The sequence below is a fragment of the Lysinibacillus sp. NPDC095746 genome (assembly GCF_044763535.1).
Classification (GTDB): Bacteria; Bacillota; Bacilli; order Bacillales_A; family Planococcaceae; genus Lysinibacillus.
Genome location: NZ_JBIWGL010000012.1, coordinates 118,149 through 133,166 on the forward strand (window position 1 = coordinate 118,149; position 15,018 = coordinate 133,166).

Annotated in this window: 11 protein-coding genes and 1 pseudogene; 5 read left to right on the forward strand and 7 right to left on the reverse strand. The window is 36.5% G+C overall.

Features of this window, described 5'->3' with window-relative positions:
* Nucleotides 1-319 precede the first annotated feature (319 nt).
* Nucleotides 320-877 carry a peptide deformylase gene (gene def, locus ACIQ7N_RS11125; protein ID WP_402931969.1) on the forward strand — a complete coding sequence of 186 codons (558 nt, stop codon included), beginning with the start codon at nt 320-322 and terminating at the stop codon, nt 875-877.
* Nucleotides 878-995: 118 nt separating this feature from the next.
* Here the strand turns inward: def and phnX are convergent, their stop codons facing one another.
* From phnX to ACIQ7N_RS11150, 5 genes and pseudogenes are all read right to left on the reverse strand, one after another.
* A complete protein-coding gene (gene phnX / locus ACIQ7N_RS11130) occupies nt 996-1,802 on the reverse strand; it encodes a phosphonoacetaldehyde hydrolase (protein WP_402931971.1) in 807 nt (268 codons plus the stop codon).
* Nucleotides 1,792-2,892: a 2-aminoethylphosphonate--pyruvate transaminase gene (locus ACIQ7N_RS11135; RefSeq protein WP_402931973.1), complete on the reverse strand. Its 1,101-nt coding sequence runs from the start codon at nt 2,890-2,892 to the stop codon at nt 1,792-1,794. Before ACIQ7N_RS11135 ends, phnX begins: the two co-directional genes overlap by 11 nt.
* A 15-nt stretch (nt 2,893-2,907) precedes the next feature.
* Nucleotides 2,908-3,891: an extracellular solute-binding protein gene (locus tag ACIQ7N_RS11140; protein ID WP_402931975.1), complete on the reverse strand. Its 984-nt coding sequence runs from the start codon at nt 3,889-3,891 to the stop codon at nt 2,908-2,910.
* A pseudogene (locus ACIQ7N_RS11145) lies at nt 3,854-5,518 on the reverse strand (ABC transporter permease). The gene ACIQ7N_RS11140 and the pseudogene ACIQ7N_RS11145 overlap by 38 nt, the downstream one beginning before the upstream one ends.
* Nucleotides 5,511-6,263, reverse strand: a complete 753-nt coding sequence (locus ACIQ7N_RS11150) for an ABC transporter ATP-binding protein (protein WP_402931977.1) — start codon at nt 6,261-6,263, stop codon at nt 5,511-5,513. Before ACIQ7N_RS11150 ends, ACIQ7N_RS11145 begins: the two are co-directional and overlap by 8 nt.
* Before the next feature lie 146 nt (nt 6,264-6,409).
* Between ACIQ7N_RS11150 and ACIQ7N_RS11155 the strand changes: the two genes are divergently transcribed.
* Nucleotides 6,410-7,174, forward strand: a complete 765-nt coding sequence (locus ACIQ7N_RS11155) for a DeoR/GlpR family DNA-binding transcription regulator (RefSeq protein ID WP_402931979.1) — start codon at nt 6,410-6,412, stop codon at nt 7,172-7,174.
* A 250-nt stretch (nt 7,175-7,424) separates the two neighbouring features.
* Here the strand turns inward: ACIQ7N_RS11155 and ACIQ7N_RS11160 are convergent, their stop codons facing one another.
* Nucleotides 7,425-8,195: a Cof-type HAD-IIB family hydrolase gene (locus tag ACIQ7N_RS11160; protein WP_274068505.1), complete on the reverse strand. Its 771-nt coding sequence runs from the start codon at nt 8,193-8,195 to the stop codon at nt 7,425-7,427.
* Nucleotides 8,196-8,644: 449 nt separating this feature from the next.
* On the opposite strand from ACIQ7N_RS11160, the gene ACIQ7N_RS11165 reads away from it, so the two are divergent.
* A complete protein-coding gene (locus tag ACIQ7N_RS11165; RefSeq protein ID WP_100543180.1) occupies nt 8,645-8,854 on the forward strand; it encodes a DNA-dependent RNA polymerase subunit epsilon in 210 nt (69 codons plus the stop codon).
* 5 nt (nt 8,855-8,859) lie between these two features.
* On the forward strand, nt 8,860-10,527 hold the full coding sequence (gene rnjA, locus ACIQ7N_RS11170) for a ribonuclease J1 (protein ID WP_132357700.1): 1,668 nt from the start codon (nt 8,860-8,862) through the stop codon (nt 10,525-10,527).
* 343 nt (nt 10,528-10,870) lie between these two features.
* Here rnjA and ACIQ7N_RS11175 read toward each other — a convergent pair whose 3' ends face one another.
* Nucleotides 10,871-11,704, reverse strand: a complete 834-nt coding sequence (locus ACIQ7N_RS11175; protein WP_402931982.1) for a TetR/AcrR family transcriptional regulator — start codon at nt 11,702-11,704, stop codon at nt 10,871-10,873.
* 99 nt (nt 11,705-11,803) lie between these two features.
* Here ACIQ7N_RS11175 and ACIQ7N_RS11180 point away from each other — a divergent pair, with 99 nt between their 5' ends.
* Complete coding sequence (locus tag ACIQ7N_RS11180) at nt 11,804-14,893, forward strand: efflux RND transporter permease subunit (protein WP_402931984.1); 3,090 nt, start codon at nt 11,804-11,806, stop codon at nt 14,891-14,893.
* Nucleotides 14,894-15,018 lie beyond the last annotated feature (125 nt).

The window sequence follows — 15,018 nt, forward strand, 5'->3', positions numbered from 1 at the left end:
GTATACTGAATAAAATACTGTCGGTCAATCATATAATATGCGTGTAAACAAAGATTTTTTCTAATATAACAATTAAACAAATCTGTTCCACACTGTACTACCTATAAACGAAAACTGTATTATAACAACTTATCAAAAGTACACAATTATTCAGTTCCCCTACATGATTACCAATAGTAGAATGCCCAGTTCTAGACATTCTAATAGCTTTAGAAAAATTTTTAAGTATATTCAAATAAGGTCTTTTTTCATGTGATTGTTTTAAGACGTGGTGTATACTTATAAGTAAGCACCACAAAGTTGAAAGGAAGATTCATATATGATTTTAATGGATGATATTATTCGCGAGGGTCATCCGACTTTACGCACAAAAGCCGAGGAGGTCAAATTCCCTTTAACTGATGAAGTAAGAAAGCTTGCAGAAGACATGCTTCAATATTTAATAAACAGCCAAGATCCTGAAATGGCAGATAAATATAATTTACGCGGCGGCATTGGATTAGCTGCCAATCAAGTAAATAGCCTACATCGCATGTTTGCCCTTCATTTAACTGATGACAATGGCGAACAATTAAGTTTTGTAGCTATCAACCCAAAAATCGTTAGCCACTCTGTAGAAAACTCATACCTTGCAGCGGGTGAGGGCTGCCTTTCTGTAGATCGCAATGTTCCAGGCTATGTACCACGTCATGCTCGTGTTACAGTTAAATTTAAAACAATTGACGGTGAAGAGAAAAAAATGCGACTTAAAGGCTTAGCTGCTATAGCCTTCCAACACGAATTAGACCACCTGAACGGCATTATGTTTTACGATCGCATTAATGAAAAAAATCCATTTGCGGAAATTCCAGATTCTACACCATACGAGCGCGATTAGGAGCACAGAAAGAAAGCAAACCCCTGCAGTTATTATAAACTGCGGGGGTCTACTTTCTTTTTAGGCTCGTTTTGATCTTCTACCCATCACTTTCAATTTTCAAATATCCCAATTATTTTTATGCTATTTCTACCCCTTGTTCTAAACGTTCATTAATTTTTTCCAGCAGCACAGGCAGCTCTTCCATTGTTTGAATCGTATAATGTGCACCTGTTTCTTTAAATATTCGTGCTGTTTTTTCAATAGCTATTTGCTGATTTTCTTCAGATAAAGCCATAAACTCTTCTTCAGATAACCCCATCTCAGAGCTTCCAACAATAACACCCACAGCCCAGACACCCGCATTTAAAGCCTCTTTAATATCTGAGGTTGTATCACCAATCTTCACAACTTGTTTCGTCGCCTCAATACCTAATGCCTCCATATTTTTAAAAATCATATATGGGTACGGACGTCCTTTATCTCCTACTTGAGTAGGCGTCACTAAAAAATCAGGTTCATATCCTTTTGCTGCTGCATATTGAGTTACTACCTCCATCATAGAGTCTGTATATCCCGTCGTAGAGCCAACACGAATGCCCTCTTCCCTTAATCGATGCACCGTTTCTTTCACATGCTGAATCGGATCTGTGTAAGTAGCTAACGATTCCATTAGCTTTGATTCAAACTGCCCATATAAAGCTAGGACATCCTGTTCCGTAAAATCTCGGCCATATTTCCGGTTCCATACCTCACGAATTCTAGGCATTTCGAGCATTGTACGAATATGATCGATTTTCAGCATTCCCATTGGTTTACGCGCTTCCTCTAGCGTTACCTTGATTCCCGCATCTTCAAAAATCGTCAAGAAAACATTCACAGGAGCAAAGCAACCAAAATCAACGGTTGTACCTGCCCAATCAAAAATAACACCTTTAACCTTCATTACTCATCACCGCCATATAATTTTCAATAACCTTACATAATGTAGTCATATCATCTTCATGAATATCCCCAATATTGCCAATTCGGAATGTATCCACATCTGTTAATTTCCCTGGATAAATAACAAAACCTGATTTTTTCATCGCATCATAGAAATGCTCGAAGGAAAACCCTTCATAAGGGAATAAAAACGTTGTAATAATAGGTGATTGTAGCTCCTCTGAAATATAGGCATTAAACCCAAGTGCTTTTAAACGAGAGCGAAGTATATGATTATTATTCGCATATCGTGCGTAGCGAGCACGTATTCCACCTTCTTCTGCGAGCTCCTCTAATGCCTGCGCAAAAGCTGCCACTACATGTGTAGGTGATGTAAAACGCCATTTTCCATCTAGTTTCATTACTTCCCACTGCTTATATAAATCTAACGCAACGCTTCTCGCTTGCCCTTTGCACTTTTCTAACTCCTCTTTTCTTGCAATTACAAACCCGAACCCTGGTACCCCCTGGATACATTTATTGGCACTGCTAATTAAATAATCAATCCCTAACGCTGATACACCCATCGGTACGCCACCAAAGCTACTCATTGCATCAACAATAAACGTTTTGTTCAACTCTTTCACGACGCTTCCTATTTCAGCAAGAGGATTTAAAATCCCAGTTGTCGTTTCACAATGTACAACTGCAACATGTGTGATTGTTGAATCATTTTCCAACAGCACTTTCACTTCGAATGGAGACGGTTGTTCATTATAAGGAACACTATAAACTTTATGCTGTAGCTTCAGCACTTTAGCCATTTCAACTAGGCGTTCACCGTAGGCACCGTTTGTGATAATAAGGATTTTATCTCCCTCACCAACCGTAGTTGTTAATACAGATTCTACAACAAAGCTACCACTCCCCTGCATAAGAACAGCTGTGTAATCTGTTGCTTTTACTTGCGCTAACTGTAAAAGCTGCTTACGTATTGCTTGCGTGACATTTTTATAATCATCATCCCATGTACAACGATCCTTTAACATCTCTTGTTTTACTGTTTTTGTTGTCGTTAATGGTCCTGGTGTTAATAATTTATAGTTGTTCATAAAATTAATAGCTCCTTATCGTTGCGCTTCTTTAAAGAACGCTTGATGTTTTTCTAATAAATCTACCGTTAATGTTGTGTCCCATTTCTTTAAATATTTAGGAACAAACTCTTCATTTACTTGTTCACCTTCATAAAGAGCAACAGGATATTGCTTCAACAAATCAGGACGGGCATCTGTTGCTATTACTTTTGCTATTTCACGAGCTAATGCTTCATCCCCTTCTTTATCTACCACGGCCACTGATTCTGTTAATGTAAAATTACCTTCTATTGGATCGATGTAATCGATCGGCAACCCTTCTTTTTTAGCATCGATTGCCTGAATACGTAGACCAAACCCTACAGCCACTTCGCCCGTTTTCACTTTTTTAATAGGCCCAGAGCCTGAGCTTTCGATATGCGGGCCAGCATTTTTAAGTAAACCAGCTACTATTTTTTGGCCTTCTTTTTCTCCATACTCATTAATAATCGCCTGTACTAATAACCAACCTGTTGATGAGTCTAAAATATTTGGAAATGACAATAAATCTTTATAACAAGGGTCTGTTAAATCCTTTATAGATGTCGGGACTGGCAAATCTTTTTGTTGTAATAAATCCGTATTAATAAAAATCGAGCCGATATTCCCCAAAATCGGCAATGCAAACGTAGTACCATCATCTAAAGGCTTTAACTCTGAAGATAAGTCCACAAACATTGACTGAGATTTTTGCGCACTTTCAATGAAATAGGAAGCCATCGTAACGACATCCGCCTCTATGTCTTTCCCCTCTGCCATCATTTTCCCACCAAGTTCAGATGTTCCGAATGATTGGATTAAATATTTCCCTTTATAACCTTCTTTATCTAAAGTTGTTTCCATTACTTGAATTGCTTCATCATCTGCATTTGAATAAATAATTACTTGTTCTTTCGATTCCGCATTCGCTCCTCCGCAAGCAGCTAAAACAATTGCTGAACTAACTGTACCTAACATCATTACTGTTGATTTTTTCATCTTTATGCTCCTTTAGTTTTTCTTTAGGTGTTGCTATATAGTCACAACCTAATTTCACAATGAGGTTTGTACATAAAATAAAAATCGATAGGACAAAAATATCTGTATACTTCGCGAAATGTTGAAGTTCTTTTATACGTGTCGATACAAGCATCGTTTTTGTACTGACAAGAAAAATTACTCCGCTAACAGTTACCATGGCATTTAAAAAATAGTAGCTAAACATTTGATAAATTGTAGGTCTGATATTCGGCAAAATAATGCGAATAACAGTTTTTAACCACGAATCTTTTAATAGCTCTGCCGTTACTTCCCATGTCGGGTCCATTTTTTGCAATGAATTTTTGGCCATTAAATACGGCGTTGTAAAGAAATGAACAATATTACACGCAATAATGATCAGAAAAGTCCCTTTAAAAGAACTTCCGTTAAAGAAAAATAAATACGAAAGACCAAGTACCATGCCTGGCACAGTATTCGTAATCATCGAAGCAAAATCTAAGCTTTTCCTTCCTTTAATCGGTGTTCGTACATTTAATAGAGCGGACACAAATGCTACACCCACACCTAAAATAGCTGTCAAAGCAGCAACAATTAGCGAATTCATATAGACTGTCTTCAAGCCCGGTTCAGCTAGTACGTTTTTCACATGCTCTAGTGTAAAGCTGAAATCATATGGGTAGCCCTTCGTAAAAGGTACTATAAATATCGTTAAAAACATGATGAACACTCCACCTACACAAACAAACGAGAAAACAGTAAACATCAAGTCACGGAACCGATGGACAATGAGGTCACTTTTACAAACTTACTTATACTGAAAATTAAACCGTTCTAAAATCGTTAACATAACAACTCCAAGTATGGCAGGTACTAACATTAAAATTGAAATTACTGCGCCTCTCTCAAAATGCACAATGGAGCCAAGCATCGCTTGATATAACTCAATTGCAATAACTTTGTAGCCACCACCGACTGACGCGGGTATCCCAAAATCCGTAAAACTTAAAACAAATGATAGGATGAATGCCCCACCAATCGTCCCTAGCATCGGGCGAAATACTGTATGATAAAATCTTCGCAACGGACGATCATGCATCAACACGGAAACTAGCAGAAAGCGTTTATCAATGTATTGCATGGAATTTTGCATTAATATAAAGGCAACAGGTAATGTATAAAGCACATAACCAATTAACAAACCGTTAAATCCATATACCGAAAACAAGGGCTGACCAAATATCTTCGTAATAATCCCTTGATTACCAAATGTATAAATGAGTACAAAGCCATATGTAATGGTCGGCAATAGCATCGGTAATGTAATACCAACTTGCACAAGCTTTTTCATAGAGCGATGCATCGCTGTAAAATGAACAGCATACGCCAATAAGAAAGCCAAAATGGTCGTTATGAAAGCCGCTACTAAAGAGACCTGAAAACTATTGAAAAACGCATCGCGAATCTCTACATTTTGCAATGCTTCCATATAGTTTTGAATGGTGATGGCATTCCCTTTTTTTAAAGACTGCCAAAACATATAAAATAACGGAACAACTAAAAAGAAGATAAAAAAGAAAATAATTGGCAGAAAAATCAATTTCATCATTTTATTTGATTTAAGCATAAGATTCTCCAAATAGCTGATAGATGTTATGACGTTTTATATGAAGCTGCTTTAATATAAAATCTTCCACAAATTTATTTTCTGGCGTATTTACTATTTCTTGCGGCGTTCCAAATTGCGAAACAGTTCCTTCATTAATAATAAGCACTTTATCCGAAAGTGTGAGCGCCTCCTCTGGATCATGGGTTACAATAATAGTTGTTAAATTAAATTGGCGAGCAATAGATTGAATTCGTTCTTTAATTGATTCTTTTATTACTCCATCAAGTGCACTTAACGGTTCATCTAACAATAAAATTTTAGGCTGCATGACAAGTGTTCTAGCTATAGAGACGCGTTGTTTTTGTCCACCCGATAACTCATGAATCTTTTTATGTAAATGTGGAGTCAGTTCTAAAAAGTCTATATATTCCTGAACCTCCATTTTTGACATTCCTTCTTGTTTATTCTTCAAACCATACACGATATTGTCATATGCATTTAAATGCGGAAACAATGCAAAGTCTTGAAAAACAATATTAAACCCTCGTTCTCGCATTGATTGTTTCGATATATCTTGTCCATTGAAAAAAACCTGTCCATTCGTTTGTTTTGTAAGACCTAAAATAATATTGAGTAAAGTTGTTTTTCCACAGCCACTCGGTCCTAGTAAAGAAACTATTTCACCAGATTGAATGTTTAAATTTATATTCTCTATAACTTTTTTATTTTTATAGTTTTTCGAGATATTTTTTAGTTCTAACAAATCCTTCACCTCTCTTTAGTTCTTAGTTTTAGTTTAGGGACTATTTGTAAAGGAAATTACGGATTTGTGTAAATGTTGAGTAAATTCTGACCAAGTGTTGACAAAGTTATAAGTGTATTGAGTAAATAATAAGGAGAGGTGATAAAATGTATACAATAGAAAGGCAACAGCTTATTTTGCAATTTGTACGGAAGCATAAGGTAGTAAAATTAGTAACACTAACAAATGAGTTCAACGTATCCATGGAAACAATCCGTCGTGATATTCAACAGCTTGTTCAAGAAAAGAAAATCGAGAAGTTTTATGGCGGTGTAAAATATATGGAACCTGTTGAGGGATTGATCGATCACAGACTTCATGAACAGCTACCAGAAAAAATCGCTATTGCAAAAGCATGTGCTTCTTTAGTACAAGATGGGGAATGCATTTTTATAGATAGCGGAACAACCACATACCAAATGACACCATTTTTATTAGAAAAAGAAAAATTAACTGTCATCACAAACTCACTTCCAGTAGCCTTTGATTTAATTGGCTCCAATATCGAAGTGATTATCATCGGTGGTAAAATTCGACATTCCGAAAAATCTGTAACGTCTAATGATTTCCTCTTCCGCTTCGATCACCTTAATATTAATAAAGCGTTTATTTGTGCTAGTGGCGTATCGATTGAAAAAGGAATTTCCGATTTCAATTTAGAAGAGGCTATTACCCGGAAACAAATTATAAATATTTCTCAAACTGTCTATGTAGCAGCAGACTCTTCAAAATTTAACAAAGATGTCGCCATTCAAGTTTGTCCAGTAAATGAGGTAGCAATGATTATTACTGATAACGCTCTACCAGAAGACACGATCAATCATTTCACGGATAATGGTGTACAACTGAAAATAGTAAAAACAACTGAATAAATTACTAAATACAAAAGCAACTAGTTGTAAGAATTGATTAACAACTAGTTGCTTCTTTAGTTTCTTTTTTCAATGAATTAGCCTCGGCACTCTTATGCCTCTTTTGCGCGTAAGCGGTGCGGCAGATGTCTTTTGCGCGTAAGCGGAGCGGTAACAATAACAGGTTGCAGATCAATTAACCTAAAATCCTTTATTAGCGCGCCGGAGACCTTATTTATTTCAGCGAATGTTTGGACTCCGCTGAAATAAATTAAATAATATTTAATTGGCGCATAATTTTAGCAAGACCATCCTCGTCCACATGCTCTGCAACATGAGTAGCAACAGCCTTTACTCTCTCATGTCCATTCCCCATCGCCACGCCAGTTCCAACAGCTTGCAACATTTCAATATCGTTGAGTCCATCCCCAAAAGCAATAGCATCATTTAACGTCAGCCCTATCTTCTCAAGGACCTTTTCAATACCAGCAGCCTTCGAGCCTCCGTTCGGTAAAATATCACATGAATAGTGATGCCAGCGTACAAATTGCACGTTTGGAAATGCCTTACGATATAAATGTTCATCTTTTTCTTCCATAAAAATAAGTGTTTGATAAACATCGTTCTGCATATAATAAGTTGAGTCTATAGTTGGATACTCATATTTCAATGTATTTAGACTTTCTACTACCATATCGTTATTTCCTACGGATGCAACCATACGCTTGTCATCTAAAAATACTACAGGTTCATTTCGCGCTTCACCAAAGGCAATGATTTTGGCTAGTTCATCTTTTCCAACACCATTTGCATAGATAACCTCACCACGATAAACAACATATTGTCCGTTAAATGTCACATACGTATTAATATCTAGCTCTTCTAGTAAGGATTGAATCATGAAAGGTGCACGTCCAGTTGCAATCGCTATCTCATATCCATTACGCCGAGCTTCCAAAAGTGCCTCTTTCGCAGAAGCCGGTAATATTTTCTCACTATTATAAAGTGTACCATCTACATCAAAAAATAATATTTTCTTCATCTTAAAGTCCCCTTCATTATGTATTATTCTGCAAGGTTTTTGACTTTACAGAGGCAATATTTTTTATTATAATGATCCTAAGGAGTGATGTGCCATGTTGAAGAAATTCAAACGTAAATTGTTGAAACAACTTCGCGGCATACTCGGAAAAAAATCAATTGCCTAACATTTGCCCTTCATTATTTGAAGGGCTTTTCTTTATTTTAGAGTAACTGCGTGATAATATAAAGGAAATGCATTTATTTGGCTATGTGCAACCACTGTCTCATTGCATAATTCAATTACACCTTGTTGTAATTACGTCTGGATTGTAACACTGAGAATACAAGAACTTCAAACGCCTAATTTCTTCCTTTACTTACTAGAAATTTGCTGTTTTTTCTTGTAGTACGTGTGTGGTATTAGTCAAAGGTGCAATAAAATTGTACGCAATTAAAGGAGAGCAAACTATGATTTACAAAGTTTATTATCAAGAAAAAGCAAATGAAATTCCAGTTCGCGAAAACACTAAAAGTCTATACCTAGAAGCTGCTTCAGAACGCGAAGTACGTGAAAAGCTAAAAGACCGAAACTATAACATCGAGTTCGTTCAATTGCTTGAAGGTAACTATTTAGCCTACGAACAAGCAAGCCCGAACTTTATCTTGGAGGAAATTTAACAAACATGAAGTTTGTTAAAAATGACCAAGCAGCTGTTTTCGCGCTCGGCGGACTGGGCGAAATCGGCAAAAACACTTACGGCGTTCAATTTCAAGATGAAATCATTTTAATTGATGCCGGCATTAAATTCCCAGAAGACGACTTACTCGGTATTGATTACGTTATTCCGGATTATACGTATTTAGTACGCAACGTTGACAAAATTAAAGGATTATTTATTACACATGGACACGAAGACCATATCGGTGGTATTCCCTACTTATTACGTCAAGTAAATGTCCCTGTCTATGGCGGTAAGCTTGCACTTGGTTTATTACGCAATAAGTTAGACGAGCATGGCTTACTACGTACAACAAAGCTTATCGAAATTAAAGAAGAAGATGTTATTAAGTTCAGAAAAACATCAGTAAGCTTCTTTAGAACAACGCATAGTATTCCAGATGCTTACGGAATCGTTGTAAAAACACCACCTGGTAACATCGTGCATACAGGTGACTTTAAATTTGACTTTACACCTGTAGGAGAGCCAGCCAACTTAACAAAAATGGCTGAAATTGGCCGTGATGGCGTACTGTGCTTACTTTCAGATAGTACGAATGCGGAAAAGCCGAACTTCACAATGTCAGAGCGTACAGTTGGTAAAAGTATCGATGAAATTTTCCGCAAGGTAGATAGTCGTATTATTTTCGCAACTTTCGCATCTAACATTCACCGTTTACAGCAAGCAACAGATGCTGCAGTAAAATACGGACGAAAAATTGCTGTCTTCGGACGTTCCATGGATAATGCCATTACAATTGGTCGTGAACTAGGCTATATTAATGCACCAAAGGATACATTTATTGATGCCCAAAGCATTAATCGTCTTCCTGCCAATGAAGTAATGATATTATGTACAGGCTCTCAAGGTGAACCAATGGCTGCTCTTTCTCGTATTGCCAATGGTACACATCGTCAAATCCAAATCCAGCCTGGTGACACAGTTGTCTTCTCTTCTTCTCCAGTACCAGGAAATACAGTAAGTGTAAACAAGATCATCAACTTACTTTTCCGTGCAGGGGCAGAAGTTATACATGGTGCACTAAATAATATCCACACTTCTGGTCACGGTTCTCAGGAAGAACAAAAATTAATGTTGCGCTTAATGAAGCCTAAATTCTTTATGCCAATTCACGGTGAATTCCGTATGTTGAAAATGCATACTCATCTAGCAGAAGATTGTGATGTTCCGCTTGAAAATACATTCGTCATGGAGAATGGTGACGTGCTAGCATTAAGTGCCAACGAAGCACATGTAGCAGGTCGTATTCCTTCAGGAGACGTTTATATTGATGGCAATGGTATAGGAGATATCGGTAATATCGTATTACGCGATCGTCGCATTCTTTCTGAAGAAGGTTTAGTGATCGTTGTTGTAAGTGTGGATATGGAAAACCAAAAAATCGTTTCCGGTCCAGACATTATTTCACGAGGCTTTGTTTACATGCGTGAGTCAGGTACGATGATTAATGAAGCACAAAAAATGCTAAACCGTCACCTAAACGAGACCATTCAAGGCAAAACTCCTCAATGGACTGAGCTAAAAAATGAAATTACAGACGTTTTAGGACCATATTTGTTTGAAAAAACAAAACGTCGCCCTATGATTTTACCGATCATTATGGAAGTTTAATTATCATAAAAAAACTACGCAAAATTGCGTAGTTTTTTTATTTTCATTTTTTTGGAACCTCTTTGCTCTTTTTTTCGTATAGAGTATGACGACTCTAAAACCATTTCAACAACAATGAATTAGAGTAACACAAGAATGGCTATTCTATCCTTATTTCAACACTGTCAGAAACCATGCCCACACTTCTAGTCACCTAGACTATTACTTAATTGCCGCTAACACTTCAAGTTTTCGTACAATATTCTTTAACCTTAACTAAACTTTATCTATCGTTACAGACACTGTATTACACGTAGATAAGGATCACTCACTCGTCTTAGAGTGTGCAATCCTATCCTTATGTCTACATATTAAAGTATTTAGCTATTACATAAGCAACCCAACGATAATCTGGCTGCAAGCGTAAGTTTTCAATTAAACCTTTTATAATCGGTTTACTATAGGTTGGATTTTCGACTTGTTCTTTTAATAATTCTAGAGACTCGCGTTCTATAGTGTCTATTAAGCCATCTAGATGTTGTTCGATTAATTCTAGTAAAGATTCCTTTGAAAAATCTTCATTACAAGGTTTTGCTGTTAATTGAACGAGTTCCTCGGTCATAAACGGAATGGTTGTATACCTTGCAAGAATTTCTGTCTTTTCAGCTAGAGATTTAGACAATTGATCTAAATCGAGTGGTATATCCGAAAAAATAAAAAGTTCTGAATAACTTTTCATGAATCCTTTAATGCAATACATAACATCATATTTAGTATCGTCAAGTTTATCCTGATATAGCTGCTCAAGCATATAAATAATCGACTTAGACATCTCGACATCATAAGCAATTATTTTCTGGAACAATTCTTTTTTTGTTAGAAGTACTTTCTCATTAAAAAACACACGAGCAGATGCAGCATGTTTTTTGAAAGCTTGAAAAATACTTTTGTAAAATTCAACTAAAATGATATCTTTACTAAGTGAACTTCTGACTACTTGGTCAACGTCAGTCACAAACTGCTGCAGATAATTCTCTACCATTGAAATTAGAAGCTCGTCTTTTGTTTTGAAAGATAAATAAAATGCACCTTTTGAAATTCCACATCGTTCTGTAATTTGCTGTACAGATGTAGCTTCAAAGCCTTGTTCTGAGAATAGCTCCAACGCCTTCTCCATAATAAGTTGCTTTTTTAACATACTTTTAATTCTCTCCTAATGTGTTTCATTGACAAATGACCGATTAGTCATTAGTATAAATAACGAAATCTAGTTAGTCAATAAAGGGTAGGTGTGAAGGTGAAAGGTTTAGTTAATTTCGTATTGAAAAACAAATTGGCAGTGTGGTTATTAACAATTATCATCACTGTCTCTGGTATTTATTCAGGTACAAAAATGAAAATGGAATCCATACCTGATATTTCTATACCATATTTAATTGTAATGGGTGTTTACCCTGGTGCAACACCTGAACAGGTAATGAATGAGCTTTCCATACCATTTGAAAAATCAATTGAAAGCTTAGAAGATGTAAAAGCAGTTTACTCATCATCCTCTTCAAACGTAGCACAAGTTCAAGTGGAATATGACTATGGAATTGATATGGATGAGAAAAAACGCCAATTAGAGTCCGCTTTAGAAGGTATAAAATTACCTGAAGGTGCTCAAAAACCGTCAGTTATGGCAATTAGCATGAATATGATGCCTGTTGTCGCTTTATCGGTTAGTAGCTCTAAGGAAGATATTGTCGGATTAACGTCAACAGTAGAAAACATTCTACTTCCTAAAATCGAAAAAATTGATGGCGTTGCTTCAGCAACTATCAACGGTCAGCACATTAATGAAGTATCATTTAAATATGATAAAGCAAAAATGGCTGCTCTTGGCTTAACAGAGGATTCAGTCAAGCAAATGATTCAAGCAAGTGATATGTCGCTTTCACTTGGTTTATATCAATTTACTGTAGGTGAACAGGCCGTTTCAGTAGACGGTAAAGTTAAATCTATCGATGAGTTAAAAGACTTATTGATTCCAGTTACACCTTCAGCTACAAATCCTTCACCATTCGTTCGCTTAGGCGATATTGCAACGATTGAAGTCGAAGGTAAAGTACAATCCGTATCACGTACAAACGGCAAAGATGCGATTGCGATTCAAATCGTTAAAGCTCAAGATGCAAATACGGTAAAAGTCGTAAATGCAGTGAAAGATTTAATGCAAGATGAAGAAAAATCATTAGACGGCTTAAAAGTGGATATCTCACTTGACCAAGGTAAACCGATTGAAGATTCAGTGTTTACAATGATTGAAAAAGCAGTATTCGGTGGTGCCATTGCCGTATTAATTATTTTACTATTTTTACGTGATTTCAAATCAACAATTATTTCGATTATTTCTATTCCAGTTTCAGTATTCATGGCATTACTATTATTAAACTGGATGGATATAACCTTGAACATTATGACTCTCGGCGCGATAACCGTGGCGATTGGTCGTGTAATTGATGACTCCATTGTAGTTGTTGAAAATATTTATCGACGTATCCATTTAAAAGATGAAAAACTAACAGGTCGCGCTCTTATTCGTGAAGCGACAATTGAAATGTTCAAACCAATCCTTTCTTCTACATTAGTAACCGTAGCAGTATTCGCCCCACTAATGTTTGTAGGCGGTATGGTTGGTGAATTATTCATGCCGTTTGCGTTAACAATGTCGTTTGCGCTAGGTGCTTCATTAATAGTGGCGATTACAATTGTTCCAGCTTTATCTCACTTCCTATTCCGTAAAAAAATATACGGTGAGAAAAAAGAAAGTCAACATAAAGAAGTTGGTAAACTAGCTCTTTGGTATAAAGGTGTACTCGCAAAATCATTAAATCACAAAATCATTACATCGATTATAGCGATTGTACTGCTTGTTGGTTCTCTTGCTTTAACACCACTTATTGGCTTCAGTTTCATGGGCTCACAAGAAGATAAGGTTATGTACTTAACGTACACTCCTGGTACAGGCGAGCTAATGAAAGATACAGAAGCAAATGTTGCAAAAGTAGAAAAAGAATTAATGAAACGTAAAGACGTTAATATTTTACAAGTTTCGATCAATGACCCTAAACATGTTGATCCTTCGGCAATGATGATGGGTGGCGGTGCTGGTGGCGCCTTAATGTACCTCATCTTCGATCCAGATATGAAGGACTTCCCTGAAGCGCGTAAAGAAGTTGAAGATTATGTAACTAACATTGGCCAATCAGGAGAATGGAAATCTCAAAACTTCTCATCAATGTCATCGTCTTCAAATGAAGTAAGTTACACATTATATAGTGAAGATTTAGATAAGCTTCGTAAAGCAGTGAAACAAGTAGAAGGCGCACTAAAAGAAGTTGATGGTTTAGAAGAGATTAAGTCTGATACTGAAGATCCATTTGTTGAGAATACCTTAAAAGTAGAGCAAAAAAATGTTCTACAATACGGTTTAACTACTGCTCAAATTGTAATGGCTTTAAATCAAAATACATCACCAGAAGTTCTAACTAAAGTTCAGTATGATGGTGAAGATATTGATGTTATTGTACAGCATGAAGAAAAAGCTGCCGCTAAATCCCTTGATGATGTATTAGCTACTAAAATCCAAACAGCTTTGGGCACAACAATGACAATCGGTGAGTTAGTAAAAGTAGAAGAAGGCACTACATTAAACTCATTATCTCGCTCAAAAGGTGAATACTTCGCAAAAGTTTCTGGTACGATTATCGGTGACGATATTTCAAAAGCTACTTCAGCTGCTGATAAAAAAATCGATAAATTAGATTTACCTAAAGGTGTAACGACTGGCGTTGGAGGCGTTGCTGCAGACATGCAAGAAACGTTCACACAGCTTGGAATTGCTATGTTAGCTGCAATCGCGATTGTTTACTTCATCCTAGTAGTAACATTCGGTGAAGGTTTAGCACCATTCGCTATTCTGTTCTCCCTACCATTCGCAGTAATTGGAGCATTTGTCGGATTATTCGTCACAGGTCAAACAATTTCTGTTTCTGTTATGATGGGACTATTAATGCTAATCGGTATCGTAGTAACAAACGCCATCGTATTAGTAGACCGCATTATTCATATGGAACGTGACGGACTTGCAATGCGCGAAGCCATTTTAGAGGCTGGTGCAACTCGTTTACGTCCAATCCTAATGACTGCCATAGCAACAATCGGTGCGATGATTCCAATGGCACTTGGTAATGGTGGCAGTGGTCTAATTTCAAAAGACTTAGCAATTACAGTAATCGGTGGTCTACTATCTTCAACTTTATTAACATTAGTAGTTGTACCAATCGTTTATGAAATGCTATCTAAAATGTTAAAGAAAAACCGAAAAGACGTTAAAGATAATTAATAACACATATAAAAAGGGCTCTCCATTGAAGGAGGGCACTGAAAAAGTCCATATCTTCTCACATTGCGAGGTATTCAGCGGTTAATCGTCGAATACCTCGCTTTTTTCATTTGGCACTGTGACTC